This window comes from Streptomyces sp. WZ.A104, from assembly GCF_002382885.1.
In the GTDB taxonomy this organism is placed as follows: Bacteria; Actinomycetota; Actinomycetes; order Streptomycetales; family Streptomycetaceae; genus Streptomyces.
Genome location: NZ_NWVL01000003.1, coordinates 20749 through 46859 on the forward strand (window position 1 = coordinate 20749; position 26111 = coordinate 46859).

Below are 26111 nucleotides of genomic sequence, written 5' to 3' on the forward strand. Positions count from 1 at the left end.
CCCGTCCCCGGCAGCGGTTGTGCTGCGGGGGACGGGGCCTGTCGACGTAACGGGCGTTACGGGAGGGTCAGAAGCGACGCGTGATGAGCGCGCGCTTCACCTCCTGGATCGCCTTGGTGACCTCGATGCCACGGGGGCAGGCGTCCGTGCAGTTGAACGTGGTGCGGCAACGCCACACCCCGTCACGGTCGTTGAGGATCTCAAGCCGCTGCTCCCCGGCCTCGTCGCGCGAGTCGAAGATGAAGCGGTGCGCGTTGACGATCGCCGCCGGGCCGAAGTACTGGCCGTCGTTCCAGAACACCGGGCACGAGGACGTGCACGCGGCGCACAGGATGCACTTGGTGGTGTCGTCGAAGCGCTCGCGGTCCTCGGGGGACTGCAGGCGCTCGCGGGTCGGCTCGTTCCCCTTGGTGATGAGGAAGGGCATGACATCGTGGTACGCCTGGAAGAACGGGTCCATGTCGACCACGAGGTCCTTGAGGACCGTGAGGCCCTTGATGGCCTCCACCATGATCGGCTTTTCCGGGTTGATGTCCTTGATCAGCGTCTTGCAGGCGAGCCTGTTCTTGCCGTTGATCCGCATCGCGTCGGAACCGCAGATGCCGTGCGCGCAGGAACGGCGGAACGTCAGGGTCCCGTCGAGCTCCCACTTGATCTTGTGAAGGGCGTCGAGGACACGCTCCTTCGGGTCGATCTCGATCTGGAAGTCCTGCCACTGGACCTCGTCCGACACCTCGGGGTTGAAGCGGCGGATGCGGAACGTGGCCGTGATGAACGGGGAGTCGGCGAAGCCGGCCTCGGCGTTGCCGGTCTTGTCCAGGGTCGGGGTAGCCATCAGTACTTACGCTCCATCGGCTGGTAGCGGGTCGTCACGACCGGCTTGTAGTCGAGCCGGATCGACTCGGCGCCGTCGGCGGCCACCTCGCGGTACGCCATGGTGTGGCGCATGAAGTTGACGTCGTCGCGGTTCGGGTAGTCCTCGCGGTAGTGACCGCCGCGGGACTCCTTGCGGGCGAGCGCGGAGACCGCCATGACCTCGGCCAGGTCGAGCAGGTTGCCCAGCTCGATGGCCTCCAGCAGGTCGGTGTTGAACCGCTTGCCCTTGTCCTGGATGGACACGTTGAGGTACCGCTCGCGCAGCTCGGCGATCTTGGCGACCGCCGTCTTGATGGTCTGCTCGGTACGGAACACCATCACGTTGGCGTCCATGCACTCCTGCAGCTCCGTGCGCAGTTCGGCGACCCGCTCGGTGCCCGTCGAGTTGCGCAGCCGCTCCACCTGGTCGGCGACGAGCTGGGCCGGGTTCTCGGGCAGCTCGACGAAGTCGCTCTTCGCCGCGTACTCGGCGGCCGCGATGCCCGAGCGCTTACCGAAGACGTTGATGTCCAGCAGCGAGTTGGTGCCCAGACGGTTGGCGCCGTGCACGGAGACACAGGCGACCTCGCCGGCGGCGTACAGGCCCGGGACGACGGTGGTGTTGTCGGCCAGCACCTCGCCCTCGACGTTGGTCGGGATGCCGCCCATGGCGTAGTGCGCGGTCGGCTGGATCGGGATCGGGTCCGTGTAGGGCTCGATGCCGAGGTACGTACGGGCGAACTCGGTGATGTCCGGGAGCTTGGCGTCCAGCTGCTCCGGCGGCAGGTGGGTGAGGTCCAGGTAGACGTGGTCACCGGCCGGACCGCAGCCGCGGCCCTCGCGGATCTCCGTGTAGATGGAGCGCGAGACGACGTCACGGGACGCGAGGTCCTTCATGACCGGCGCGTACTTCTCCATGAAGCGCTCGCCGTCCTTGTTGCGGAGGATGCCGCCCTCACCGCGGGCGCCCTCCGTCAGCAGGATGCCCATGCGCCAGATGCCCGTCGGGTGGAACTGGAAGAACTCCATGTCCTCCAGCGGCAGGCCGCGCCGGTAGCAGGCGGCCTGGCCGTCACCGGTCAGGGTGTGCGCGTTGGACGTCACCTTGAAGAACTTGCCGGTGCCGCCGGAGGCGTAGATGACCGACTTCGCCTGGAAGACGTGGATCTCACCGGTCGCCAGCTCGAACGCGACGACGCCGGCGGACTTCTTGACCCCGTCGACCTCGGTGATCAGCTGGTCCAGGACGTAGAACTCGTTGAAGAACTCCACGCCCTCCTTGACGCAGTTCTGGTACAGCGTCTGGAGGATCATGTGGCCGGTGCGGTCGCCCGAGTAGCAGGCACGACGGACCGGGGCCTCACCATGGCTGCGGGTGTGACCACCGAAGCGGCGCTGGTCGATCTTGCCCTCGGGCGTGCGGCCGAACGGCAGGCCCATCTTCTCCAGGTCGAGGACGGCGTCGATGGCCTCCTTCGCGAGGATCTCGGCGGCGTCCTGGTCGACCAGGTAGTCGCCGCCCTTGATCGTGTCGAAGGTGTGCCACTCCCAGTTGTCCTCCTCCACGTTGGCGAGCGCGGCGGCCATACCGCCCTGCGCGGCGCCCGTGTGGGAGCGGGTGGGGTAGAGCTTCGTCAGCACGGCGGTACGGCTGCGCTTGGTCGACTCGATGGCCGCGCGCATGCCGGCGCCGCCGGCGCCGACGATGACGGTGTCGTACTTGTGGATCTGCATGGTTTTCCTCTGGTCCCTCTGTCCCGGCGCCTAGCGGATGTTCGGGTCGAAGGTGAAGATCACCAGCGTGCCCAGCAGGACGGTGAACACCGTGGCGGTGTACAGGAGCATCTTCAGCCAGAAGCGGGTGTTGTCCCGTTCGGCGTAGTCGTTGATGACCGTACGGAGGCCGTTGGCGCCGTGGAGCATGGCGAGCCACAGCATCGTCAGGTCCCAGACCTGCCAGAACGGCGAGGCCCAGCGGCCCGCCACGAAGGCGAAGCCGATCTTGGAGACACCGCCGTCGAGCACCAGCTGGATCAGCAGGTGGCCGATGACGAGGACGACCAGGACGATGCCCGACAGGCGCATGAAGAGCCAGGCGTACATCTCGAAGTTGGTGCGCGAGGCCTTGGGTGTCTTGCCCGTGCGCTTGCGCGGGGGCTCGATCACCGGGGCCGGGTGGTCGACGTCGTACAGGGCAACGCCCTCGACATCGCCGATCGCGGCTGCGGAAGAAGTCTCGCTGGACATGGGCCTCAGCTCCCGAAGATCTCGCGTACGGCGTGCCCGAGGATCGGGTACAGGGCCCCGACCATCAGCACGATCCAGATGCCCACCACGGTCCAGAGCATCTGCTTCTGGAGGCGAGGGCCCTTGGCCCAGAAGTCCACGGCGATGATGCGCAGACCATTCAGCGCGTGGAAGAGAATCGCGGCCACGAGGCCGTATTCGAGGAACGCCACGGGCCACGTCTTGTACGTGGCCACGACGTCGTCGTAGGCCTCGGGGGAAACGCGGACGAGAGCGGTGTCCAGGACATGTACGAACAGGAAGAAGAAAATGAGGACACCGGTGACTCGATGAGCCACCCAGGACCACATGCCTTCCCGGCCGCGGTACAGCGTTCCAGCCGGCACGGAAGAACCCTCCGGGAGCGGGGATTGGGGTCGGCCGGCTTGACTGTCGGTCTGACCCGGCCGGGTACGGTCCACCGGCCCCGGCCATCGTAGCGACGCATTGTCGGTTCGTTCGCGCCGGGGCCTCTGGTGTGATCAAAGTGGCAATCAAACAGGCACGTACGGGCTAGAGCGGCGCTTCTCGACCCGCCGCGGCCCTCGGGGGCTCAGTCGCCCGAGAGCAGCTCCAGAATCCGGCTCCGGGCGACCCGCCGCAGCTCCTCCGCCGTCACCGCCCGCTCCTCGTCCGGGTCGTGCGCCAGCCGGGCCCGGATGCCCGCCAGCACCTGGTCCACCTGCTGGGCGGGCTGGAAGGCGTCCAGGCAGATCACGAACGCGTGGCCGAACCTGCTCTCGTACGCGGCATGGGCGGCCCGCAGCGCCAGATGGGCGGCGCGGGGCGCGTCGTGGTGCAGGCAGGGGGCGGGCTCCGCGGCCAGGGCCTCCGCGATGTCCCGGGGCGCCAGGTCGTAGCCCGCCTCGTCGGAGGCGGCCAGTAGGGCGCCCAGATCCGGGTAGGGGCGGTGGACGGCCATCCGGTGGGCCCAGCGGAGACTGCCGCAGCACTCCAGGAAGGCGGCCTCGGCGGCGGCGAAGGGGAGGCTGTTGAGATGGGCCAGCCCGGCCGCGTGGATACCGGTCGGTACGCCGGTGAGCGGGCCTTCCGGACCAGCGGCCGGGGCGGGGGTCGGCCGACGCAGCTGTACGGGTATGGCCGACCGCCCGGCCGGGGGCGCGGATCGCTTCGGCAGGCCGGCGGGGGACTCGCTGGACCTGGACAGCGTGGACTCCTCGCATGAATGACGACTGTGACCCTGAAGAGGGGCCGGAGCGCAACGAGGTTGCACGGAAAGGGGTGAAGGGAGGGACGAATGTGCCCCAACGCTAGCGAGACTCGTCGGCGGCCGTCCGGCGGACCGCGGAAAAATCACCCGAACGGGAGAGTTTCGGAACGCGTGGTGGACGTCTGACCTGCGCGGGCTGGGGTGCCGCCCTCTCCGCCGTCGCCCTCTATGGCGGAGAACCGCCAAAAATGTCAGCCTTTCACTCTATTCACTCGTTTCACTCGTACTTGGCCCCTGGACGGAGGAATCTGACTGATGTCGCCCACGCGTGGTGCCCTCGTCACCGGCGCGGCGGTCACCGCCGCGGCCGCCGTCGCCCTCACCGTCGTCGTCTGGCCGGAGGGTTCCGGCAGCCGTCCCTCCCGCGACGCGGCATCCCCCTCCGGCACCTCCGCCGAGGCCGCCGCCCCCTCGCCCTCCACCAGCTACCCGATGTCCTCCGCTCCGAGCACGATCCCGGCGGTGCGCGAGCACACCGCCGCCCGGGGGCCGGGCTGGCAGCCGGGCGGCGACAGCACGGTCGTCATCGCCGAGGGCAGCCAGGTGCTCGCCGACGAGGCGAAGCTCCTCGCCAAGGAGCTGAAGATCAGTTACCGGGGCGCCGAAGCGGCCCGTACCGGAGACGTCGAGCTGGCTCTCGGCGCCAAGGAGGCGGGCCCCGCCGAGTCGTACACGCTCACCGTGCGCGACCGCAAGGTCAAGATCACCGGACCCGACGAGTCGGGCGTGTTCTACGGCACCCGCACCCTCAAGCAGTCCCTCAAGGCCGACGGGACGGTCCCCGAGGGCGTCGTCAACGACCGGCCCGACCGCCCGCAGCGGGGCCTGAACCTCGACATCGCGCGCAAGCACTACACCGCGGAGTGGATACAGGACCGCATACGCGAGATGGGCGACCTCAAGCTCAACCAGCTCGGCCTGCACTTCTCCGACGACCAGGCCTTCCGGATCGAGTCGAAGACCCACCCCGAGGTGGTCTCGGACGAGGCGCTCACCCAGGACGAGGTCCGCCGTATCGTCGGCCTCGCCAACAGCCTGCACATCGAGGTCGTCCCCGAGATCGACTCGCCCGGACACCTCGGCGCGGTGCTGGCCGCCCACCCCGACCTCCAGCTCCGCAACACCCAGGGCGTGGCGTCGCGCGGCTCCATCGACATCTCGAACCCGGGGGCGGCCCAGCTCATCGACGAACTCCTCGACGAGTACACCGAGCTGTTCCCGGGGAGGTTCTGGCACCTCGGCGCGGACGAGTACCAGGCCCTGACCGTACGGGACCCCGCCGCCTCCTTCCCCCAGCTCCAGCGGGCCGCCGAGCAGCGGCACGGCTCCGGCGCCACGATCGAGGACCTGGCGACCGGCTGGCTGAACGACCGCGCCGCCGTCGTCGTCCCGAAGGGCCGGACCGCCAAGGCCTGGAACGACGGGCTCTTCAGGGACACGAAGGTCAAGGCCGACGAGAACATCGAGATCGAGTACTGGACCGGCAAGGAGATCGGCGCCCGCCCGCCGCAGGAGTACCTCGCCGCGGGCTACCGGATGCTCAACCTCAACGACGAGTTCCTGTACTACGTGCTCGGCGAGCCGAACGAGTTCGTCTACCCGACCGGCGAGCGGATCTACGAGCAGTGGACCCCGCTGGTCCTGCGCGGCACCGAACCCGTGGCGGAGCGCTACTCCCCCCAGATCCTCGGCGGCCGGTTCGCCGTCTGGGGCGACCTGCCGAACGCGCAGACCACGCAGCAGGTGGCGGAGGGCATCCGGATGCCGCTGGTGGCGACCTCGCAGAAGCTGTGGGACCCGAGGAAGCCCGCGTTGAGCTGGGCTCAGTTCCAGGAACTGGCGGAGCGGACGGGCAGCGCGGGCTGACGGCTTCCCCCTCCCTCACTGGGCAGATCCCCCTCCCTCACGGGGCAGATCCGTCCCTCCCGCACGGGGTGGGTCCGTCCCTCCCGCACGGGGTGGGTCCCCCCTCACGGGGCAGGTCCCCCTTCCTCACCTGGGAGAATGAGGGCGGACAGCCCGGCGGTCGCCGGCCTGCGCACGTATCGTCGGCCGCGCGTTCCTGGGGAGGGACGCGCGGCCGTGCACCGACACCGCGTCCTGGGGGGACTCTCATGCTCTGCACCCGTTGCCGTATCAGAACGGCCGTCACCGACGACGGCCTGTGCACCTTCTGCTCCGGCACCCGGCCCGCGCTGCCCGACGGCCTGATGCCCCCGGTCCCCGGCCCCGGCGGGTGGGGGACCGGGACCTGGCCGCGCTCGCCCGTCGTCCTGTCCCGGGCGGTGGTCGCCCTGCTGGGGGCCGTCATCGCGGCCGACCTGTTCGCCATCGTCACCGGACTGCGTGTGCGTGACCTCTGGGACCGGCTGGCCACGGGCGGGGCGCCGGCCGTCCACGGCGAGGACGGCGAGCTGGCCGAGCGCCTGTCCGCGGCGGCGGCCGCGGCCCAGACCGCGACGTACCTGGCCACCGCGGTCGTGTTCATCATCTGGTTCCACCGGACCCGGCGGAACGCCGAGATCTTCGACCCGGGTGCGCAGCGGATGGGACCGGGCTGGGCGGTGGGCGGCTGGTTCGTCCCGATCGCCAACTTCTGGTTCCCGTACCGGGTCGCGGCGGGCGTCTGGGAGGCCAGTGCGCGGCCCCGTCCCGCCGGAGGCTGGCGCCCGGTTTCCCGGACGCCGCTGAACCTCTGGTGGGCGGCGTGGGTGGGGACCCTGCTGCTCTCCCGCGCATCCGGCCGGATGTGGGACCGGGCCGAGGCGCCGGAGGAGATCGTGCGGGCCGCGGGCCTGGTCGCGGCCTCCGACGCGCTGGACGTCCTCGCCGCGGTCCTCGCCATCGTCTTCGTCCGCACGGTGACCCGGATGCAGGTTGAACGCGCCGCTCTCCGGGAGGTGCCGCCCGCCCCGGAGCCCGCCGCTCCGTAGTGACGATTTTCAGCCATTCGGCGCAGTATCCGGTAGACCGAGGGAGACGTCGATGAGTCTGCTGGAACTGATCGAGCGAGCCGATGAGCGTGCTCTGGCCGCCAGTGCGCTGGCCTGCCTGGACCGGTGCCTGCCGCTGCTCGCGGGCCCGGACGGGCCGGAGCCCCTGCGGCCGCTCTGGGCGAGCTGTGAGAACGGACAGGAATGGGCCACCCGGCTCACCACCGTCCGAACGGCGATGGAGCGCGCGTCCGTCCCCGACGGCCCGGCCGCGCTCGTCCGGGCCATGCTCGGTGCCGCTCCCTCCGACTTCGCCGCCGAACCGCTGCGGGAGTGGGCCGACGCCTGCTCGCTGGTGGCGCTCCGGATTCACGGCCGCTTCGACGCCCCGCCCGGGGACACGCCGCGCGACGAGGAGCGGCTGCTGAAGCTGGCCCGCGGCGGCGAACCGGCCACGGTCGGGCCGCTGGTCGCCGGAGACCTGGAGCGGCAGGTCCGCATCCTGGAGATCCTCGCGGAGACCGGCGGCACGGCGGGCAGCGGCGCAGGCCTGCGCAAGGCGCTGGACCTGTCAACGGAGGGCCGGCGGGTGCTGCGCGCGGTGATGTCGCGGAGGGCGCGGGGGCGGGGCTGAGCCCCTGGCCGGTGGGCAGAGGCGAGTCACCGAATGGGGCGAGGTCCTGCGTCCCGGGCGCCCGGGACGGTGTAGGTGCTCGGGTACGCTCCCCCCACCCATTACTTGCAGGTTTGCCAAGTGAGTGTGAGTGTGGCAACTGAAAGATCCGCACGACCTGGGGGGACTTCCGTGATGGACCCACAGACCGCAGCCGACCAGCTCGCCACCGCCGAGGGGGCCCCCGTGCTCAACCGGCCCGCCGCGGCAGGTGAACGTGTGGGGGGAGTGGTGTCAGCGATCGCCGTGTTCGGCGCCCTGTGGGGTGCCGCCGAACAGAGGGTGCCGCTCGTGCTCGGCATCCCGGTGTGCCTGGGGGCGCTGGCCGTGGTGGTCGGCTGGAACTACTACCACCGCGAACGCGCGCTGCGCCGTCCACACACCCGGCTGGAGAGCGGCGCCGGGGTCGGCGCCGGATTCCTGCTGGGCCTTCCGGCGGGCAATGTTCTGTGGGACACCCCGGACTCCACCATCGGCATCGTGGTCCCGGCCGCGGCTTCCGCACTGGTCCTGCTGGGCTACCTGGTGTCGCGGTGGAGGGCTTGATGAGTGAGGACGGGCAGCACCGGCAGGCCCTGACCACCCTGATGCACTCTCCGGTCCGCCTGGCCGTGCTGGGCACCCTGCGGCGCGTGCACAACGCGTCCTTCGCCGATCTGTGCGAGGCCCTCGACCTGGATTCGCCGGAGCTCTCACGACAGCTGCGGGTCCTGGAGGAAGCGGGTGTGGTGGAGCTGGCCAAGCTGCGGGGCGAAGGGCGCCGCGTCCGTACCTTCGTGCGCCTGTCCGACGAGGGGCGCGAACGCTTCGAGGAGTACCTCGCGCACTTGAGGGCCCTGGTCGGCGAAAGCTGACGGGCCCACGGGCGGACGTGGTCCCACGCGGTAGAAGGCGGACACGCGGCAGAATGCAGGAAGGGGGCGCGGCCGGGTGGCGGCCGCGTCCCTTTTCGCCGATGCCGGGCCGGGCTGCTTTCCGGTTAAGCAATTGGCCTCAGCCCGTGGGGTGTTGTTCCCGCGCAACCTAAACGGCTGCCAAAGGCGCCGAGCGGACAGGGCCCAGGGGCTCGTCGGCAGCTCCGGCCCGACGAACGGGGTGAGGCAATACCGGGCGACGAGGGCCGCAGGCAGTTCCGCGGCGCGGGCGGGCAGCGCCCCCCTGGTGGGCGGGGCCGCACTGGTGGACCACGTTGGCGCGCTCCAGCAGCCACGGCAGCTCGCCGCCGACTGCGTCGTTGATCTGCTGTGGGCCCTGCGCCCCGCCGTGACGTACACCGTTGGATGGAAGCCGCCGGTCGAAGCTGTGGAGGCCGAGGGCGGTCACCGCTTCGTCCGGGTGTCCGGTCAGGACCTCCGGCCGTACGGGGTTGCCGGTGACCACCGCCGCTGACCGCACGTCCTCCGGCAGGAACGGCACGGTCGACTCCGAGGACACGGCGAGGCGGAGACCGCGCCACGCGCCTGAGCGACCCCGAACGGCACCCGCGCCATGTCCCGGACGTCGGTCGGCGACACCACCTTCAGCGGATTCGCGTAACGCCGGATCTTTCCCGCGGCGAAGGTGGTGAACGCGATGCCCTCCGCACTGGTCACCCGGGCTTCCAGGCCCTCGGCCGTACCGATCCACAAGACGTCGAGAGTGCGACCGGAACCCGCCAGACGTTGCCTGCAAGGTGCGGATCGCCGTGAGAGCGGGGTAGGTGTGACCGCCGGAAGGCGAATCGGCTGGACGCGTGAGGTGTTGGTCACGCCGTTGGCCACGCAGAGGTTCTGCGCTCAGGGCGTCACTGGTCAGGGCACGCCGGAGAGGAGCGACGACCGGGGCCGCCACCCCCCACAGGAGAGGCCCCGGCCGTCTTCCACGGGGCCGCAGCACGACCCCGTACTCATCTCTGCGCCAGGACTGCGTTTTCTGTCACACCGCACGGCCGGAAAGCGAATTGTTGCGAGTTGTACAAGTCATGGACGTGGCCCCTGCCGAGCACGTAGCGTGCTGAGTCGCGCAGTGGCGCAGCAGCGGTGACCAGCTGCGATGAGCAGACAGCAGGACGGGTTGGGGAGTGCTGGGGGACGACGCGGAGCTGACCGCCGCGGTGCTCGCGGCACAGGACGGGGACGAGGACGCCTTCCGTGCTGTGTACCGCGCGGTACAGCCACGGCTGTTGGGCTACATACGGACGCTGGTCGGGGAGCCGGACGCCGAGGACGTGGCGTCCGAGGCGTGGCTGCAGATAGCCCGTGACCTCGACCGCTTCAGCGGCGACGCCGACCGCTTCCGGGGCTGGGCGGCCCGGATCGCGCGCAACCGCTCCCTGGACCACCTGCGGATGCGCAGCCGCCGCCCCGCGATCGGCGGCGATGAGACCGAGCTGACCGGCCGGGCCGCCGAGTGCGATACCGCGGGCGACGCCATCGAGGCGCTGGACACCGACCGCACCATGGCCCTCATCGCCCAGCTCCCGCAGGACCAGGCCGAGGCCGTCGTCCTGCGCGTGGTCGTCGGGCTCGACGCGAAGAGCGCGGCGCAGACCCTGGGCAAGCGCCCCGGCGCCGTACGCACCGCCGCGCACCGCGGCCTCAAGCGACTGGCCGAACTCCTCGGCGCGGAGGACTCCCAGGCGGCCGCGGCCGGCGGTTCGCCCTTGCCGGGTGGCACTCTCCCCGCGGGCGGTGCGCTGTCGCCGGGCGGCACGTTTCCCGCGGGCGGTGCGCTCTCTGCGGGCGGTGCCTCCGGCGGTACCCCGGCGCCCGCTCCGGCAGCGGTCGCGGACCCGGGCCCGAACCCGGGCCCGGCCTCGGACGCCGCCCCGGCCCTGGCCCTGGAAGGCATCGCGGAGGGTATCCCCGCCGCCCTGGCCTCGGGCCCCGGTTCAGCCCCCGTGCAAGGCGCCGGAAGCGACGCGGGTCCGGAGGCTGGCGACGGCGCGGGGCTCGGTGCCGTACCCGCGCAGCGCCCCGGCCGGGGCGGTCCGGCGGCGGCCGCCGGGATCACTCCCGGTGTGACGCATTCGCGGCCGTGGACGCAGAAGGACATGTGATGGCCGACGAGTACTACGAGTGGCTTGACAAGGACGCGGCGGAGAAACTGCTCCGCGGCGAACCTGTCGTCCCCGTCGGCGACCGGGCCCGTGACGACGCCCTTCGGCTCGCCGAAGCACTCGGCGCGGCCCGTGACAGCCGACGCGCCTCCGGCGGTGCGCTCCCCGGCGAGGACGCGGTGCTCGCCGCGTTCCGGCAGGCCGAGCACGGCGGCGGCGCCGACCGCCTGGCCGGTCGCAGCGCCGGTTCCGCCGTCCCCGGACGGTCCGGAATGCTGCACTCCGTCCACATCGGCCCGGCCCCCGCACCCCCGGCCCGCCGCCCGCGCTGGAGCCGGCCGGTCCGCTTCGGCCTGGCCGTCTCGCTCGCGGGATTCACGCTCGGCGGGGTGGCGGTCGCCGCCGGTACGGGCGTGCTCGCCGGTTCCTTCGGCGGGCAGGGTTCGCCCGCGCCCGCCACCTCCGTATCGGCTGCCGCGACCCCCGAGCCGCTGACGTCCGACCGGCCCGCGGAGGCCCCGTCGTCCCCGGCCGACCCGTCCCCGCCCGACGCCCCGGAGACGTCCTCCTCGCCCGCGACCCGGCAGTCCGCCGGGTCCGAGAAGGAGCCAGGCGGCCCCAGCGGCGGCGGCACCGGACCGGAGCGCGACGGCGACCGTACGGGCGGCCGGGAACGGCCGGACAACCTCGGCCGCGAGGAGGGCTCCGGGGGTACCCCCGGCGGCGACGACCGCCCGGACCGCCCGGACGACGCGTCGGGGAACTGGTACCGGAAGTCCGTCGCGGCATGCAAGGCCTTCCACGAAGGCGCCCTGGACGACCGGAGCCGCCGTCAGCTGATCGAGCTGGCGAAGGGCGAGCGGAACCTGGAGCGCTTCTGCGACCGCCTGCTCGGCGGAAACGGTGGAGGCGGCGGGTCGGGCGGCTCCGGCGGTGACGACGGGGACGGCGGCAAGGACGGGCCGGGCCCCGGGAAGGGCGACGGGGACGGCGATTCGCTGCCGCCCGTCTCCTTCCACCCCGTGCCGCGCTCCGTCACCGCCCCCGGGCCCGGGGACCGGATCGGCGCGAACGAATTGGTTCCGCTGGTGCCCCTGACTCCGCCGAGCTCCGCCGCGACGGCCGCACCAACCCGCTGATCTGGCCTTTTCCCTCCGCGTAGGGGTTCGTCGCGACCAGGTGTGACGTTTTTCGGCTGCCGGGCGCAGTACAGAGTGAGCCGACTGGTCATCGGCAGCGCGACGAGCCGGGGTTCCCCCCGTACCTTCGGCTCAGCGCATCGGCGCGGGCGGGACTCGTTCCCCCGGTCCCGCCCGCGCCCTCTCCTTCTCCTCCTCTTGCCGTCACCAGTAGACGACGACCTTGTCGCCGTTCTTCACCTGGTCGAAGAGGGCCGCGACCTTCTGTTTGTCCCGGACGTTCACACAGCCGTGCGAGGCGCCGCCGTAGCCGTTGGCCGCGAAGTCGGCGGAGTAGTGCACGGCCTGACCGCCGCTGAAGAACAGGGCGTACGGCATGGGCGTGTCGTAGAGGGTCGACACATGGTCCCGGGACTTCCAGAACACCGAGAACGTGCCCTCACGGGTGGGCGTGTACTGCGAGCCGAAGCGGACGTCCATCGCGGAGACGACCTTGCCGTCGATCATCCACGCCAGGGTCCGGCTCGTCTTGCTGATGCACAGGACCCGCCCCTTCAGACACCGTTCGTCCGGCGCGGCCACCGGACGCTCGGTCGGCGGGTTCAGCTCGGCGGCCGTCGGCACCCGGCTCATGGCCAGCAGCCGCTGCCAGGTGACCACGTCGGCGCTGCCGGTGGTCGGCAGCCTCCGCTTGTCCTGGAAGGACCGTACGGCGTCGGCGGTGACGGTGCCGTAGTAGCCGGTGGGGTTCCGCCCGAAGTGGCCGATCTCGCGCAGCCGCGCCTGGAGTTCCCGTACCTGTCCGCCCTCGGACCCGATGCGCATCAGGACGCGCGGCGGCGGGGCGGTGCTCGGCTCCGGGGCGGGCCGGGCGGTCGCCGGGGCCGGTGCTGTGGAGGACGCCGACGGGCTTCGGTGCGGTGCGGTGCGCGGCTTGGCGTCGTCGGAGGCGGTGGGGGAGGCCGTGGGCGAGTTCGCGGGCGAGCTCGTGGGCGAGGGAGGCGCGGCGGCCTGCGTGGCCCGTACCGGCGGCGGAGCATCCGACGCCCCGGCCGCGGCGCCGGGTCCGCAGCCGGTCGCGACGGTGGCCAGCACGAGGGCGGAGGCGGCGGCGAGGCGCGCCCGGGGTATCGCACCTCGGCGCACGTCACCGCTCGCGCCCATGTATCTGCCCGTCATCCCGGTCATCCCCGTCCCCCTGCCATCCCCGCCACCCCGGCCCTCCGACCCCTGGCTCACGCGATCGTCCGGAGCCTCACTGGACGGATGCCCGCCCGACCCCGTGGTCGAATCCTGCGCATGACGGGGGCGTCGCGTCCAGCCCCTCGGGGGAGTCACCCGCCGACGTGATCTCTCGCTGGATGTCCGACGCCCTGGACGGCGACGAGGGCTGACGGCGACGAGGGCTGACGGCGACGAGGACCGACGAACAAGCGCCCGCCCGCCACCGGGCGGCGGATATCGCCCGGTGAAACTGCTGGACGGAGTCGCGGGGGAACGTGCGAGACTCCGTCCATGCTGGGTGTCACCGATCTTCCGACCTATCTCGCCGGCCTGGCGCTGATCGTCCTCCTGCCGGGGCCGAACTCGCTCTACGTGCTCTCCGTCGCCGCCCGGCGCGGCATACGCACCGGCTACCGAGCCGCCGCGGGCGTCTGGACCGGGGACACCGTCCTGATGACGCTCTCCGCGCTGGGAGCCGCGTCCCTGCTCCAGACCACGCCCCTGCTCTTCGCGATCGTCAAGTACGCGGGCGCGGGCTATCTGACCTGGATGGCGATCGGGATGCTGAGGGCGGCGGTGTCCCTGTGGCGCGAGCGGCACCGGCGCACCGCCGAGCTGATGGAGACGGCCGAGGCGTCCGCGCCGGAGGCCTCGGTGGAGAACCCCTACCGCCGGGCGCTGTTGGTCAGCCTGATCAACCCGAAGGCGATCCTGTTCCTGATCTCGTTCTTCGTGCAGTTCGTCGACCCCGGCTACGCCTACCCTGCCCTGTCGTTCCTGGTGCTGGGGACGCTGCTCCAGCTGGCCAGCTTCCTGTACCTCTCGGTGCTGATCTTCGGCGGCACCCGCCTCGCCGCCGTCTTCCGCCGCCGCAAGCGTCTGTCGGCGGGAGCCACATCGGCGGCCGGAGTGCTCTTCCTCGGGTTCGCGGCGAAGCTCTCGCTCAGCAGCGTCTGAGCGTCCGGGGGCCGGGGGGGGCTCAGTGGTGCCAGGCCTTCCCGCCCACGTTGTGGATCATCCGCTGGAGCACCTTGAGGGCGGCGACGAACTCCCCCTCGGGGATGCCCTCGTGGATCTCCGTACTGGCCCGCGAGACCCGGGCGAACGCCTTGTCCCGCAGCGCCCGCCCCTCGGCGGTCATCCGCAGCCGCGTCCCGGAGTCCTCGGTCACCAGCCCCTGTCGGAGGAGGCCCTCGACGGCCTCCTCCATGCCGTCGGCCCCGGTTTCGAGATAGCCGCTGAGCATGGTGACCAGTTCGCCCCGCTCCCGCCCCTCCTCGCCCGCGTCGTTCAGCTGATTGAGCACCCACCAAGGGGGCTGGGTGAGACCGTGTTCCGCCAGCGCGGCCCGGATGTGCGTCACTGTCGCCATATGCGCGGCCCAGCTCCAGTAACCGATCGGCTGGCGGGCGAGTCCTGCGTCGTCGTGTGAGTAGTCCATGGCTCCGAACGTAGGACCTCAAGTCGACTTGAGGTCAAGGGGTGGGGGTCGGGCGGCGGGTTCTTCCGGTGCCGCCCGCCGTCAGCGCGTCCCTCAGCGGCGGGGTGAACCGCCGCTCCACGAACCGGTGGAGCAGCCACGCCAGCCCCAGCATCGCCGCCAGGGTCAGGGCGAACGTCGCCCACGACGGCACGCCGAGACCGCGGTGGAGCGCGCCCACCACCACCCAGCCCAGGTGCTCGTGGACGAGGTAGAACGGGTAGGTGAGCGCCCCCGCGACCGTGAGCCACGGCCAGTCGACCCGGTTCAGGGCCCCCAGCGCCACGGCCGCGACCGCGGCGAAACCGGCCGTGACGATCAGGATGATCACGGCTGACGAACGGTGGGAGAACGCGTCCGGGCTGTCCGGACGCCACAGCTCCGCCACCGCGTAGTGCTGGCCCAGCAGCCAGCTCACCCCGACGATTCCCCAGGCCACGGCGTCGCGACGGTTCCGGTGCACGAGGTAGATGCCGATGCCGCCGATGAAGTACGGGGCGTACTGAGGCATCAGCAGTACGTCGAGCAACGGCTCGCCCGAAGCCTGCGCGAGCGCCGCGGCCAGCGTCCAGACCGCGCAGAACAGCACCACCCGGCGCCTGTTCGCCCCCGGCAGCACCACGCACAGCGCGAACAGCGCGTAGAAGCGGACCTCCGCCCACAGCGTCCAGCACACGCCCAGGACCCGGTCGGCGCCCAACGGTTGTTGCAGGAGCGTCAGGTTGAGCAGCGCGTCGCTGGGGGAGACCGCCTCGTACGCGACCATCGGCAGCGCGAAGATCAGGGTCACCAGAACCACCGCCGCCCAGTAAGCGGGCATCAGGCGCGAGGCGCGCGAGGCGAAGAACGCGAGCGGTGTACGCCCCCAGCCACTGAGGCAGATCACGAACCCGCTGATCACGAAGAAGACCTGGACGCCGAGGCAGCCGTATGCCAACCAGGTGTGGGCCGTGGGGAATTGCGCGGCGGGCGAGCTGCCCCAGGCCTCGGTGATCTCGCCGCCGCGGCCCCCGTAGTGATACCCCGCCACCATCAGTGCGGCGAGCAGCCGCAGTCCGTCGAGGGCGCGCAGCCGTGTTCTCGGCCGGGCCGCGGTGGTACGCGGCTGCGCCGGGACATCCGTGCCGCCCCGTCCGCGAGCGGGCGCGGTGGTTACGGCCGACGTCCCTGTGGCCTGCGATGTGGTGGTCAAGAGCTGCTCCGTTTCAGCCGTGATGCCGCGCCAGCGTAGGGCTGCCGAAGGGTGCAGAACGCCCGGGAGGCCCGCAGTTTCCCGGTCCGTCGAAGGGAGTTCATCCGGCGGCCGTCCAGGTTTCCTACGGTGACGTCGAACCGACCATCACTCTGCGGAAACTTTCCGCCCCCGTTCACCCCGGGCGGAGCCCACACCACCCCGCACGAGTCCGACGCCCTTCCCCCACGGGTATCAGACGCTTGGAGCGCCATGACGAAAGCCCGCACCCGCTGGCCACGGCAACGCGAGGCGGAGGGCCCGACACCTCCTCGGGGGACGGCCCCCACCGCCGGGGTCGACGCCACCGACCTGGAGGCCTGCCTGAGCGCCTGTGCCGCGCACAGTGCCAAGCTCGTCGCGAGCCTGGACCGGCGGCGTACCGCACTCGCCGAGGCGCTCCGTCATCTCCTCGCCACCCACGCGGCGACGGTCCCGGCGGCCTCCGCCGGCAGCCCGCCGTCCCTGCTGCGACGCCCGGCCAAGACGCCGTTCGGCGCCGCGCTCGTTCTCGGCGACGCCCTCATGGACCCGCTGCTCGCGGTCGGCAACAAGGCTCTGGAGTGCGGTTACGAGGGCGAGATGAAGCTCGCCCTGATGATCGCGGACACGATCCTCACGCAGCGCAAGCGCTCCCGGGCCGGCTGGCGGTTGCGGGCCCGGGTGCTGGAGGCGATGGGCGCCGAGACCGCCGCCGTCACCGCCTACGAGCGCTACCTCGAACTCACCGAGGACGACGGCTTCGGCGTCGGCGCCAAGGTGGCCGGGCTGCGCGAGGGAGCCCGGCTCCAGGCGGAGCTGGTGCGGCGGCTCGCCGACAGCTGCCCCCGAGCCCGGGACTTCACCGACCGGTCCGTCACCGACTCCTGGGCGCAGGGTCTGGAGCTGCACGCCCGGGGCGAGTGGGACGAGGCCCGGCCGCGGCTGATCGGAGCACTGCTCGCCCAGATCGCGACCGACGCCCCGGTCGGCGAGATCCGGCAGACGGTCTCCCACTACCTCGGCCTCCTCCGCGAGGACACGGGCATCGCGGGCGGCGGCGGGAGCGCGCCCACGGCCCGCCGCACGAGCGCAGCCCGCCCCGCCGCCGCGAGTCCCGAGGACCCGCCCGGTCTCTCCGGCCTCCCCGAGCTCACCGCCCTCACCGAGCTCTACGCCGAGCAGCGCAGGGTCCGGATGCGCGGACCGGTCGACGACCCCACCTTTGGTGGCGTGTGCTGGCTCACCCTGGGTGAATTCCGTAACCGGATCGCCGGGAAGTCCATCTGCCTGATCGCCAACTCCCAGCGTGTGGGCGCGAGTTCGCTCGGCCCCGAGATCGATGCCTATGACCTGGTCGTCCGCTTCAACTCGTACCGGATCGACCCGGCGGCCACCGGACGCCGCACCGACATCCACGTCAGCATCCACAAGCACGGTTTCAACTGGGACCAGTACGTGGACACCCGGCTGATCTTCGGCGGCATTTCCGGCGACTGGAAGTACTCGCTGCGCAACCGGCTCGTGCCGGGCGCACAGACGTACCTGGGCGACGAGTCGCTGCGCTGGCCGTTGCGCGACATCGGCCGCATCGGCAGGGACGCCTGGCCGGCGATCCCCACCAGTGGTTTCAACATGCTCTGGCTGCTGGACTTCCTGGACGTGAGTCCGCGACTCGACCTGATCGGCTTCGACTTCTACGAGAGCGGGGCCTACCGGCTGCCCGCGGCGATGCGGATGCCCATCACGTCCGTGCACGAGTACACCAGTGAGAAGGCGTGGGTCATGGAACGGGCCCAGAGCGTCACCGACACAAGGATCCGACTGCGATGACGACGCCGACCGCTCCCACCGGCACTACCGTGCCCCCCGTGCCGACCGCGAACGCGCTCACCGGCAAGCGCCGCATCGCCTTCGCCAGCTTCGTGGACGAGAACTATCTGCCGGGCTTCCTCACCCTGCTGCGCAGCCTCGCTCTCTCCAACCCGAACCTCTGCGAGGACTTCCTCGTCCTGCACGACGGGCTGCGTCCCGACTCCGTCGCGAAGATCCGATCCCTGCACCCGCGCACCGACTTCCGCCGGGTGAACGCCGAGCACTACGACACGTACGCCAAGGGCGACCAGGACAACTACCTGGTGCGCAAGGCCTACTTCATCCTCGACGTGTTCCGGGTCCGCGACTACGACACCGTGATCACTCTGGACACCGACATGGTGGTCCTGGACGATCTGGGGGAGCTGCTGCGGCTGCGCGAGGGCCTGGCCGCCGTCCCGCAGTTCTTCTACGGGCAGCACAAGCTCAACAGCGGGCTGCTGGTCATCCAGCGCGAGTACCTGAGCGACGCGTTCTGCGCCGAGCTGGACGAGGTCGGCCGGGCCGGCACGTACGAACTGGACAAGCACGACCAGGGCATCCTGAACGCCGTGCTGGACGGTGACTTCGTCCACCTGGACGCCCGCTACAACTTCGTCAAGCGGCGCCTCTCGGGAGACCTCCCGGTCCCCGAGGGCACGGCGATCCTGCACTTCACGGGGCGGCACAAGCCCTGGCAGGGCGGCGAGGCCGGGTACGCCGAGGCCGAGGCCCGCTGGCACGAGCACGACCTGTCCGACGCCGAGTTCCACGCCGCCTACCTCGCGGCGGGCGGTGCCAAGCACCACGACCTGCTGGTCCACTACGGCACCCCGCACGTCCTGCGCACCTCCGATGTGGAGAGCGCCCGCAAAGTGGCCGCCGCCCACATCGCGGCCGGGGAGTACCAGGAGGCCGTCGACCTGCTGAGCCCGCTCCGCATCCCGGTCGACGAGGCCTGGCCGCACGAGGTGCTCGGCCACGCCCTGATGAGCGTGTCCCGGTACGAGGAGGCCCGGGCCCAGTTGCTGCTGGCCGCCGCCGCGCCCAACCGGGCCGCGACAGCGTACGGGCGGCTCGCCCAGATCGCCTGGATCCACGGTGACGACGAGGGCGCCGCGCGCCACGCCCTCCAGGGGCTCGGCGTCGACCCCACGCACCGGGCGAACCGGCTGATGCACCTGCGTACCACGGGCCTCACCCCGCCGGCCGAGGGCCCCGCGTCCGGTCAGCTCGCCCATGTCGCCTTCTACATGGAACGTCAGGGCAACGCGGGCGACAAGCTGCTGCCGGAGAGCGTACGGCTGGCCTTCGGCCCGGACACCGGGCCCGGCCGCTGGCACTCGGTCCACGCGCACCGGCTCTTCGACGAAGCGGCCCTGGAACGGGTCAACGCCCGCCGGGGCCTCGTCATCGGCGGCGGCGGACTCTTCATCCCCGACACCGCGCCGAACGGCAACAGCGGCTGGCAGTGGAACGTGCCCGACGACGTGCTGGAACGGATCGACGTTCCCGTCCTCGTGTACGCGGTCGGCTTCAACGCCTTCGACGGGCAGGCCTACGGGCACGGACGCAAGCGGTTCCTGTCCAGCCTGCGCAAACTGGTCGAGCGCTCCGCCTTCTTCGGCCTGCGCAACCACGGCTCGATCGAGAAGGTGCGCGATCTGCTCCCGCCGGAGCTCCAGGACAAGGTCCGCTTCCAGCCCTGTCCGACCACGGTCACCCGGCAGCTGGTCCAGGGCTGGCGCGACCCGGCCGACCGCGAGAACACCATCCTCGTCAACGCCGCCTACGACCGTGCGGGCCTGCGCTTCGGCCACGACTACGGGCACTTCCTCGGCGAGATGGCCACCGCGATCACCGCGCTCGGCGAGCAGGCAGAGGTCAAGTGCGTGGCGCACTCGCTGGACGACGAGCGGATCGCGTTCGACCTGCGGCGTGAGCACGGCATCTCGCTGCCGGTCATCCCGATGTACGACTTCGACAATGACGCGATCCGGGACACCTACGCCCGGACGAAGCTGGTCATCGGCATGCGCGGGCACGCGGGCATGATCCCGTTCGGCTGCGGTACGCCGGTCGTCAGCCTGATCTCGCACCCCAAGATGGCGTACTTCCTGGCTGACATCGAGCGGCCCGAGTGGGGCATCTCCGTCCACGACCGTCACCTCGGAGCCCGTCTCACCGAACGGGTGACCGAGCTGCTGGCCGACCACGCGGCGACCGTCGCGGACGTGCACGGCCGCCAGCAGGAGCTGTGGAAGGTCACGGAGGCCAACGCCGCGGACCTCCGGGTGATCGTGGGCCGGTAGGAGGCGTTCGTACGACGAACAGATGGGGCGGGTCCGCGATCGGACCCGCCCCACCGCCTTGTCGCACGGGCAGGACTACCGCTGGACCATCCGCCGCAGCGACCGCGCCCGCCGGACCGCCCTGCGCACCGCCGCACTGCGCGGCAGGAACGAGAGCTGGTCCGGTACCCCGCCCGGCAGCCCCAGCGAGGTCAGCCGGCGCCGCTTGAAGTACCGCCAGGTCACCGGTGTCAGCCGCTCGGAGAGATACCGCTCCGCCTCCGGCCGCAGCCCCGGGTGGATCCGCGGCTGCATCGCGAACCCCACCGCCGCCACCAGAGCGGCGACCTCCCGCTCGGCGTCGTCCGCGGGCCGCCGCTCCTCGACCGCCGCCTGGTCGCCCAGCTCCGGCAGCAGAGCGTCCACCAGGGTGACCGGCACCCGGTTGCTGTTCTCGTACGGGGAGAGCCGGTCCAGCAGCAGCTCCGTGCCGACCCGGGCGACCGGCAGCGCGTAGAACGCCGACGCGGTGAGCAGCGCCGTCGAGAAGCAGCCCACCACCAGGGCGGGCCGCATCCGTTCGTAGAGCACCTCGGCGAGCACCGGTGCCCGCAGTATCCCGGAGTCCAGCACGGTGAGTTCCGCGCCGAGCCGCTCCGCCTCCTCCTCCATCGACCGCGACCACTGGGCCGGAGCCGTCGGGTGCGGCTTGAACACCAGACGGGTGTGGCCGAGGGAGACCGCACCCCGCATCATCCGCAGGTGGAGCTCTTCCTCCTCCTTCGCGGAGATCAGACCCAGCGCCGACAGGTACTGCCCGAGCAGCAGGGCCGGGGCCTCGACGGAGGGCAGCTCGGCGGGGACCTCGGCCAGTTCGCCGAGCACCTTCAGGAAGCTCTCGGTCTCCACGACCAGCGGCTCCACACCGAACTCGGTCAGCAGCAGGGGCTTCAGACCGGGCACCAGATCCAGGTGCAGCAGCCGTCGTACCCGCGTTCCGACCAGCGGATCGATCTTGTTGCGGGTGGGGCCGTAGCTCATCAGCCCGTCGGCGTACACATCGATCGGGGCGCCGGTGAAGATCTGGGTGATCGCCATGGCCGGGTTGACCTGGATCGACTCGACGGTCAGTTCGACATCGTCGTCGCCCAGCTCCCAGGCCAACCTGAGATGCCGCTCCCACAGAGGGACGTCGTCCGGCCGCGGAGACCAACTGCTCGGGTGGAAGGGGGCGATGGTCTCGTTCCAGGAGACCACGTCGTCGAACCGGCCGCGCAGCCGCTCGAACCCGGGCATCGCGTCCAGTCCCGGGGAGGTCTCCGGGATGGCGGCGTTGTTGCAGACCACGAGGACCCGGCGGTCGGCCGGGCCGAAGCAGCCGGTGTCCAGCGCGGCGGCCAGGGTGGCCGCACCGTAGAGGGTGGATGCGGCGAAGAGCTGCGTGGTGCGGCGGGAGGCGATGGCGCTCATGCCGTCGTGACCTCCTTCGCGGCGGCGGGCCGCCGCCGCAGCCGGCGCAGGAGCGTGGCGCGCTGCACGTCCATCGAATCGAGCGCGTCGTCCAGCACGGCCTGCGGCATACGGCCGAGCGCCTGGGAACTCTGCGACTTCAGCATGCGGGCCACTGTCGGTTCGAACTTCTCGATCGAGCTCATGTGATGGGAAATGATGGCGCAGTACGTGCGTACCGCTTTGGGCAGCAGTTCATCGGCGTCAGGGTCCTCGGCCGTCTCCCGGACGACCTGGTCGAACGAGCGGATGAAGTCGAGCTGGCGGGCATCACCGATCTGCGTCAGCGAGGAGGCCACGCCGCGCCGGTAGAAGATGCCCAGTGTGCCGAGCACGGCGAAGGACTCCGCACGGCGGTGCAGCCGCCAGATCCACGGCCGGTCCTCCGCTGTGCGCAGCCCGTCGGTGAAGTGCAGCAGCCCGCGGTCCAGCAGGCGGCGGTGGTAGAGCCCGGCCCAGGCGTAGGGGTAGTCGACCGAAGTGGTGCGGTCGGCGGGCAGGATGGCCGTGCGCGGGTCCGTCACCGCGTCGCGCCGGCCGTGCGGGACCCGGTGCACGGTGCGGTTGGTGCGCTCGACCTGGACATGATCGGTGCGGACGAATTCGCAGCCCAGTGCCTCGGTACGGGAGAGCAGCTCGGTGAAGTAGCCGGGGGCGACCCAGTCGTCCCCGTCGAGGAAGGCGAGGTACTCGCCCCGTGCCAGGTCGAGCCCCGTATTGCGGGCCGTGGCCAGCCCCCCGTTCCGCTCGTGTCTGTGCACGACCGCCCCAGGGATGTCGTCCTGGGCGCGGCGCAGAACATCCGCCGTCCCGTCGGTCGAGCAGTCGTCGACAAGGATGAACTCGAAGTCGTCGCGGGCATTGGCCCGAAGACTTCTGAGGGTGTCTGGCGCGTATGTCTGCACGTTGTAGAACGGCACGATGACGGAGAGCTTAACCACACGCATGACGTTAGGGCGGGCCGCGGCACGGGCCTTGTCCCTGGTGCGGATGTCAGGTGAACGAAGACCGTCGAAGCGGTGAACCGGCGCGACGGCGGGTGCGGCCCATGCCGTGGGGGAGAAGGCCGGGGACGACGCGCTGACCAGGGCTGCCGCCGCCGCTTCGGATGTCGCTCCGCCCCTGTGGAACAGGGTGTTCTCTCTCCGCTCCTCATGGAGGGGGCCAATTCTGTCCCCGATCCCCAGTGCGCCGAGGGGCATCGCGGTACGGCCCAACTCGGATGATCAGTTGATCGGCGGTTGATGGTGATCCGGGCATCGGTGAATGGAAAAGGCGGGTGAATCCGCGGCGCATTCCCGGTGAACGCGACCCCCGCAGGAGGGAGAGGGAGGGCCGTCAAGCGGCGCTGGGGTGGGGTAGGTGGGGGGCCATGGGTGCGGGGAGGTCGAACAGCGCTCCCACCAGCCGTAATCCTGTCTCAGGGCGCACTCTTGACGCGCGGGCAGGGGAGCGATGACTGGCGTTCGCACGGGGCGTCGTACGAAATGGGACCGCCACTTCCACCTCGTCGCGCATTCAGGATTAACGGTGAATGGAGAACAGGTGAACCAAACGTCGTACGGCGTTCTTTGACGCTTCGGCACCGCCGAATCCCCAATAGTCGGCCCGCTGTTAACCATCTGTTGCCATCACGTTGGGCCGCGCATCGGAATGCCTTCCTAACTTCTAGGACGTGCCCCCACGTACCAGCCATGAGGCCGACCCGGCCGAAGCCCCCGCCGCTCCCCGACCGGCGCTGCGGATCGCCGTTCTCGCCGACTCCGACACCCGGTGGAAATGGGGCGCGCTCACCGCGCGCCGCCTGACCGCCGGGACGGACGGGAGCGGCGCGCGACCCGTCGAGGTCAGCGGGCTCCTGCTGCGCGGCCGGGCCACCCCGACGCCCCGTCAGCTCGCGGAGGTCGGCGAGGTCGGGATCGACGCGGAGCGGGTCCGTGAGGTCACCGCGGTGGAGTTCCTGCACGCTGTGCGCGACGAGGGGTTCGACCTCGTCGTCCTCGCCCTCGTCGGCGGCGGCGTCCAGGCGATGCTGCACGGACTGGCGGCGCTGGACCTCGCGCGCCGCCCCGTCATCGTCACCGGATATGTGGGCGTCGTCTACGAGAAGCTCACCGACGGCCTCCTGCTCCGCCACGGCGCCGACGTCGTTCTCGCCAACTCCCGCCACGACGCGGAGCGTTTCCGCGCGGTGTACGAAGGAGTCGGCGCCGACGCCTCGGCCGTCACGGAGGCGGCGCTCCCCTTCCTCGGCGGAGCCCCGTACCGCCCCGAAGAGGGCCGCGACACCGTGGTGTTCGCCGCCCAGCCCTCCGTACCGGCCTCCCGCGCCGACCGTACGTATCTGCTCCGCCGGCTCGTCGAGCACGCCCGGCTGCACCCCCGCCGCGAGGTGCTGCTCAAGCTCCGCTCCAAGCCCGGCGAGCACACCACGCACATCGAGGAGCTGCCCTACCAGCGCCTCGCGCAGCGGCTGCCCGGCGGTCTGCCGCCCAACTTCCGCCTGGTGTACGGGCACATGGGCGAGGTCCTGGACCGCACCGACCTCCTGGTCACCGTGTCCTCCACCGCCGCCCTGGAGTCCCTGCACCGCCGCATCCCGACCGCGATCCTCACCGACCTCGGCGTACGCGAACCCCTCGGCAACCACCACTTCGTCGGCTCCGGGCTCCTCACCTCCTGGGACCGGCTCGACGGCGGGTTCCGCCCGCGCCCCGACGGCCAGTGGCTGGCCGGCCAGGGCGTCGCGGCCGACGGCTCGTACGGCACGGCCTACGACAGCGCCCGCGCCAAGGTCGCCGCCCTGCTGGGCGAGGGGCAACTCCCGCCCCTGGCCCCCTACTACACCCCCGCGACCGCCCCCGGCTACCTCCCCGGCATCCTCGCCCGCCACCACCTGGCTCCCGACGGCACGCCCCTGCCCGGCGCGGCCGCACCGCGGGAGAGCGGCCGGGTGCGGGGCGCGGTGCGCGAGACCGTACGCAACGCGGCGCGGGGGGCGTACCGGCACGGCGTGCAGCGCGTCGCGCCGGTGATCCGGCGGATGGGGGACCTGTGACCGCGTCGGCCGGTGGCCCCGCTTCCGCACCCGTGAACCGACCCGCCGGGCGAACCGTGTCCACCTCATCAGGAGCCGCCATGCCCCCGACCGTCCTCGCCGTGATCCCCGCCCGAGGCGGATCCAAGGGCGTCCCCGCCAAGAACCTCGCCGAGGTCGGCGGCGTCCCCCTGGTCGCCCGCGCCGTACGCGCCGCGCTCGGCGCGCCCGAGGTCACCGACGTCGTCGTCACCACCGACGACGGGGCCATCGCCGAGGCCGCCCGAAGCGCCGCCGCCCACCTCGGCGCGGCCCACCGGCTGCACTGCGTCGAGCGCCCCGCGGCGATCGCGGGCGACACCGCCACCAGCGAGGCGGCCGTGCTGCACGCGCTGGACGTGTACGAGGCCGAGCGGGCCCGCACCGTCGACGTGGTCCTGCTCGTCCAGTGCACCAGCCCCTTCGTCTCCGGCGAGGACATCGACGGGGTGGCCAGGGCCGTCGTCCACGAGGGGGCGGACACAGCGGTCACCGTCGCCACGTTCCACGGGTTCGTCTGGCGCGACGGGCACGCGGTCGAGGAGGGCACCTACGGCGTCAACCACGACAAGTCCGTACGCCCCCGCCGCCAGGACCGCCCCCAGGACTACCTGGAGACCGGCGCGGCCTACGCCATGGACGCGGCGGGCTTCCGCACCCACCGCCACCGCTTCTTCGGCCACACCGCCCTGGTCCCCACCGACCCGGCCCGGGTGCTGGAGATCGACGACCCGCACGACCTGGCCCGCGCCCGCGCGCTCGCCCCGCTCCTGGACCCCGCGCCGCTGCCCACCCGGGCGGACGTGGACGCGGTCGTCCTGGACTTCGACGGCACCCAGACCGACGACCGGGTCATGGTCGACTCCGAGGGCCGCGAGACCGTCGCCGTCCACCGGGGCGACGGACTGGGAATCGCCGCCCTGCGCAAGGCGGGGGTCCCCCTCCTGATCCTCTCCACCGAACAGAACCCGGTCGTCGCCGCCCGCGCCCGCAAGCTCCAGGTCCCCGTCCTGCACGGCATCGACCGCAAGGACGAGGCGCTGAAGCGGTGGTGCGACGAGCACGCCATCGCCCCCGACCGGGTCCTCTACGTCGGCAACGACGTCAACGACCTGGGCTGCTTCTCGCTCGCCGGCTGGCCCGTCGCCGTCGCGAGCGCCCACGACTCGGTACGCGCCGCCGCGCGTGCCGTCACGACCACCCCCGGCGGCTACGGCGCCATCCGCGAGATCGCGGCCTGGCTCCTGGGTCCCACCCTCACCACGACTACACACCCCGACACCCCTGCCGTCCCCACCAAGTAAGGAAGCACC

Annotated in this window: 22 protein-coding genes and 1 pseudogene; 12 read left to right on the plus strand and 11 right to left on the minus strand. The window is 71.5% G+C overall.

Annotated features, from left to right (window positions below; all coding sequences use genetic code 11):
- Positions 1-67: 67 nt before the first annotated feature.
- The 5 genes from CIB93_RS02220 to CIB93_RS02240 all read right to left on the minus strand — a co-directional run bounded on the left by CIB93_RS02220 (position 68) and on the right by CIB93_RS02240 (position 4240).
- On the minus strand, positions 68-835 hold the full coding sequence (locus tag CIB93_RS02220; protein ID WP_070205313.1) for a succinate dehydrogenase iron-sulfur subunit: 768 nt from the start codon (positions 833-835) through the stop codon (positions 68-70).
- The gene (gene sdhA / locus CIB93_RS02225) at positions 835-2589 is read right to left on the minus strand and encodes a succinate dehydrogenase flavoprotein subunit (RefSeq protein WP_096623474.1); all 1755 of its coding nucleotides are present in this window, start codon (positions 2587-2589) and stop codon (positions 835-837) included. The genes CIB93_RS02220 and sdhA overlap by 1 nt, the downstream gene beginning before the upstream one ends.
- Positions 2590-2619: 30 nt before the next feature.
- Complete coding sequence (locus CIB93_RS02230) at positions 2620-3102, minus strand: succinate dehydrogenase hydrophobic membrane anchor subunit (RefSeq protein WP_096623476.1); 483 nt, start codon at positions 3100-3102, stop codon at positions 2620-2622.
- Positions 3103-3107: 5 nt separating this feature from the next.
- Positions 3108-3488, minus strand: coding sequence for a succinate dehydrogenase, cytochrome b556 subunit (sdhC, locus tag CIB93_RS02235; protein WP_096623478.1), 381 nt, complete (start codon positions 3486-3488; stop codon positions 3108-3110).
- Positions 3489-3694: 206 nt separating this feature from the next.
- Entirely contained in the window at positions 3695-4240 is a 546-nt protein-coding gene (locus CIB93_RS02240) for a 2-oxo-4-hydroxy-4-carboxy-5-ureidoimidazoline decarboxylase (RefSeq protein ID WP_373558707.1), read from the minus strand.
- A gap of 387 nt (positions 4241-4627) precedes the next feature.
- Here CIB93_RS02240 and CIB93_RS02245 point away from each other — a divergent pair, with 387 nt between their 5' ends.
- From CIB93_RS02245 to CIB93_RS02265, 5 genes are all read left to right on the plus strand, one after another.
- Positions 4628-6238, plus strand: coding sequence for a family 20 glycosylhydrolase (locus tag CIB93_RS02245; RefSeq protein WP_096623480.1), 1611 nt, complete (start codon positions 4628-4630; stop codon positions 6236-6238).
- 248 nt (positions 6239-6486) lie between these two features.
- Positions 6487-7305 carry a DUF4328 domain-containing protein gene (locus CIB93_RS02250; protein ID WP_096623482.1) on the plus strand — a complete coding sequence of 273 codons (819 nt, stop codon included), beginning with the start codon at positions 6487-6489 and terminating at the stop codon, positions 7303-7305.
- 52 nt (positions 7306-7357) lie between these two features.
- Positions 7358-7939 carry a hypothetical protein gene (locus CIB93_RS02255; protein WP_096623484.1) on the plus strand — a complete coding sequence of 194 codons (582 nt, stop codon included), beginning with the start codon at positions 7358-7360 and terminating at the stop codon, positions 7937-7939.
- Between the two features lie 174 nt (positions 7940-8113).
- Positions 8114-8524 carry a hypothetical protein gene (locus tag CIB93_RS02260; protein ID WP_096623486.1) on the plus strand — a complete coding sequence of 137 codons (411 nt, stop codon included), beginning with the start codon at positions 8114-8116 and terminating at the stop codon, positions 8522-8524.
- Complete coding sequence (locus tag CIB93_RS02265; protein WP_257001973.1) at positions 8524-8832, plus strand: transcriptional regulator; 309 nt, start codon at positions 8524-8526, stop codon at positions 8830-8832. The genes CIB93_RS02260 and CIB93_RS02265 overlap by 1 nt, the downstream gene beginning before the upstream one ends.
- A 216-nt stretch (positions 8833-9048) precedes the next feature.
- On the opposite strand, the pseudogene CIB93_RS39515 reads toward CIB93_RS02265, so the two are convergent.
- Positions 9049-9742: pseudogene (locus CIB93_RS39515) on the minus strand (UDP-N-acetylglucosamine--N-acetylmuramyl-(pentapeptide) pyrophosphoryl-undecaprenol N-acetylglucosamine transferase); the annotation flags it as partial.
- A 295-nt stretch (positions 9743-10037) separates the two neighbouring features.
- Here CIB93_RS39515 and CIB93_RS02275 point away from each other — a divergent pair.
- On the plus strand, positions 10038-11015 hold the full coding sequence (locus CIB93_RS02275; RefSeq protein WP_096623488.1) for an RNA polymerase sigma factor: 978 nt from the start codon (positions 10038-10040) through the stop codon (positions 11013-11015).
- A complete protein-coding gene (locus tag CIB93_RS02280; protein WP_096623490.1) occupies positions 11015-12154 on the plus strand; it encodes a hypothetical protein in 1140 nt (379 codons plus the stop codon). Before CIB93_RS02275 ends, CIB93_RS02280 begins: the two co-directional genes overlap by 1 nt.
- 204 nt (positions 12155-12358) lie before the next feature.
- On the opposite strand, the gene CIB93_RS02285 is transcribed toward CIB93_RS02280, so the two are convergent.
- Positions 12359-13333 carry a L,D-transpeptidase family protein gene (locus CIB93_RS02285; RefSeq protein WP_373558706.1) on the minus strand — a complete coding sequence of 325 codons (975 nt, stop codon included), beginning with the start codon at positions 13331-13333 and terminating at the stop codon, positions 12359-12361.
- A gap of 336 nt (positions 13334-13669) precedes the next feature.
- Here CIB93_RS02285 and leuE point away from each other — a divergent pair, with 336 nt between their 5' ends.
- Positions 13670-14335, plus strand: coding sequence for a leucine efflux protein LeuE (gene leuE, locus CIB93_RS02290; protein WP_096623494.1), 666 nt, complete (start codon positions 13670-13672; stop codon positions 14333-14335).
- Between the two features lie 22 nt (positions 14336-14357).
- On the opposite strand, the gene CIB93_RS02295 is transcribed toward leuE, so the two are convergent.
- Together CIB93_RS02295 and CIB93_RS02300 are read right to left on the minus strand one after the other, a co-directional pair.
- A complete protein-coding gene (locus CIB93_RS02295) occupies positions 14358-14819 on the minus strand; it encodes a MarR family winged helix-turn-helix transcriptional regulator (protein WP_096623496.1) in 462 nt (153 codons plus the stop codon).
- A gap of 34 nt (positions 14820-14853) precedes the next feature.
- Positions 14854-16050 (minus strand): acyltransferase, encoded by a 1197-nt coding sequence (locus CIB93_RS02300; protein ID WP_257001974.1) that lies wholly within the window; start codon positions 16048-16050, stop codon positions 14854-14856.
- A gap of 252 nt (positions 16051-16302) precedes the next feature.
- On the opposite strand from CIB93_RS02300, the gene CIB93_RS02305 reads away from it, so the two are divergent.
- Both CIB93_RS02305 and CIB93_RS02310 read left to right on the plus strand, forming a co-directional pair.
- The gene (locus CIB93_RS02305; RefSeq protein WP_096623498.1) at positions 16303-17901 is read left to right on the plus strand and encodes a hypothetical protein; all 1599 of its coding nucleotides are present in this window, start codon (positions 16303-16305) and stop codon (positions 17899-17901) included.
- Complete coding sequence (locus CIB93_RS02310; protein WP_096623500.1) at positions 17898-20234, plus strand: glycosyltransferase; 2337 nt, start codon at positions 17898-17900, stop codon at positions 20232-20234. The genes CIB93_RS02305 and CIB93_RS02310 overlap by 4 nt, the downstream gene beginning before the upstream one ends.
- Positions 20235-20309: 75 nt before the next feature.
- On the opposite strand, the gene CIB93_RS02315 is transcribed toward CIB93_RS02310, so the two are convergent.
- Together CIB93_RS02315 and CIB93_RS02320 are read right to left on the minus strand one after the other, a co-directional pair.
- On the minus strand, positions 20310-21683 hold the full coding sequence (locus tag CIB93_RS02315; RefSeq protein WP_096623502.1) for a polysialyltransferase family glycosyltransferase: 1374 nt from the start codon (positions 21681-21683) through the stop codon (positions 20310-20312).
- Positions 21680-22663 (minus strand): glycosyltransferase family 2 protein, encoded by a 984-nt coding sequence (locus tag CIB93_RS02320; RefSeq protein WP_096623700.1) that lies wholly within the window; start codon positions 22661-22663, stop codon positions 21680-21682. Before CIB93_RS02320 ends, CIB93_RS02315 begins: the two co-directional genes overlap by 4 nt.
- Positions 22664-23397: 734 nt before the next feature.
- Here CIB93_RS02320 and CIB93_RS02325 point away from each other — a divergent pair.
- Together CIB93_RS02325 and CIB93_RS02330 are read left to right on the plus strand one after the other, a co-directional pair.
- The gene (locus CIB93_RS02325; RefSeq protein WP_096623504.1) at positions 23398-24780 is read left to right on the plus strand and encodes a DUF6716 putative glycosyltransferase; all 1383 of its coding nucleotides are present in this window, start codon (positions 23398-23400) and stop codon (positions 24778-24780) included.
- An 80-nt stretch (positions 24781-24860) separates the two neighbouring features.
- Entirely contained in the window at positions 24861-26102 is a 1242-nt protein-coding gene (locus CIB93_RS02330; protein ID WP_096623506.1) for an acylneuraminate cytidylyltransferase, read from the plus strand.
- Positions 26103-26111: the final 9 nt, after the last annotated feature.

Coding starts and splice junctions, on each gene's coding strand:
- CIB93_RS02295 (WP_096623496.1), bottom strand. CDS start 14,819: ATGGACTACTCACACGACGACGCAGGACTCGCCCGCCAGCCGATCGGT.
- CIB93_RS02285 (WP_373558706.1), bottom strand. CDS start 13,333: ATGACGGGCAGATACATGGGCGCGAGCGGTGACGTGCGCCGAGGTGCG.
- CIB93_RS02265 (WP_257001973.1), top strand. CDS start 8,524: ATGAGTGAGGACGGGCAGCACCGGCAGGCCCTGACCACCCTGATGCAC.
- CIB93_RS02230 (WP_096623476.1), bottom strand. CDS start 3,102: ATGTCCAGCGAGACTTCTTCCGCAGCCGCGATCGGCGATGTCGAGGGC.
- CIB93_RS02220 (WP_070205313.1), bottom strand. CDS start 835: ATGGCTACCCCGACCCTGGACAAGACCGGCAACGCCGAGGCCGGCTTC.
- CIB93_RS02315 (WP_096623502.1), bottom strand. CDS start 21,683: ATGAGCGCCATCGCCTCCCGCCGCACCACGCAGCTCTTCGCCGCATCC.
- CIB93_RS02260 (WP_096623486.1), top strand. CDS start 8,114: ATGGACCCACAGACCGCAGCCGACCAGCTCGCCACCGCCGAGGGGGCC.
- CIB93_RS02330 (WP_096623506.1), top strand. CDS start 24,861: ATGCCCCCGACCGTCCTCGCCGTGATCCCCGCCCGAGGCGGATCCAAG.
- CIB93_RS02250 (WP_096623482.1), top strand. CDS start 6,487: ATGCTCTGCACCCGTTGCCGTATCAGAACGGCCGTCACCGACGACGGC.
- CIB93_RS02280 (WP_096623490.1), top strand. CDS start 11,015: ATGGCCGACGAGTACTACGAGTGGCTTGACAAGGACGCGGCGGAGAAA.
- leuE (WP_096623494.1), top strand. CDS start 13,670: ATGCTGGGTGTCACCGATCTTCCGACCTATCTCGCCGGCCTGGCGCTG.
- sdhA (WP_096623474.1), bottom strand. CDS start 2,589: ATGCAGATCCACAAGTACGACACCGTCATCGTCGGCGCCGGCGGCGCC.
- CIB93_RS02305 (WP_096623498.1), top strand. CDS start 16,303: ATGACGAAAGCCCGCACCCGCTGGCCACGGCAACGCGAGGCGGAGGGC.
- CIB93_RS02255 (WP_096623484.1), top strand. CDS start 7,358: ATGAGTCTGCTGGAACTGATCGAGCGAGCCGATGAGCGTGCTCTGGCC.
- CIB93_RS02245 (WP_096623480.1), top strand. CDS start 4,628: ATGTCGCCCACGCGTGGTGCCCTCGTCACCGGCGCGGCGGTCACCGCC.
- CIB93_RS02310 (WP_096623500.1), top strand. CDS start 17,898: ATGACGACGCCGACCGCTCCCACCGGCACTACCGTGCCCCCCGTGCCG.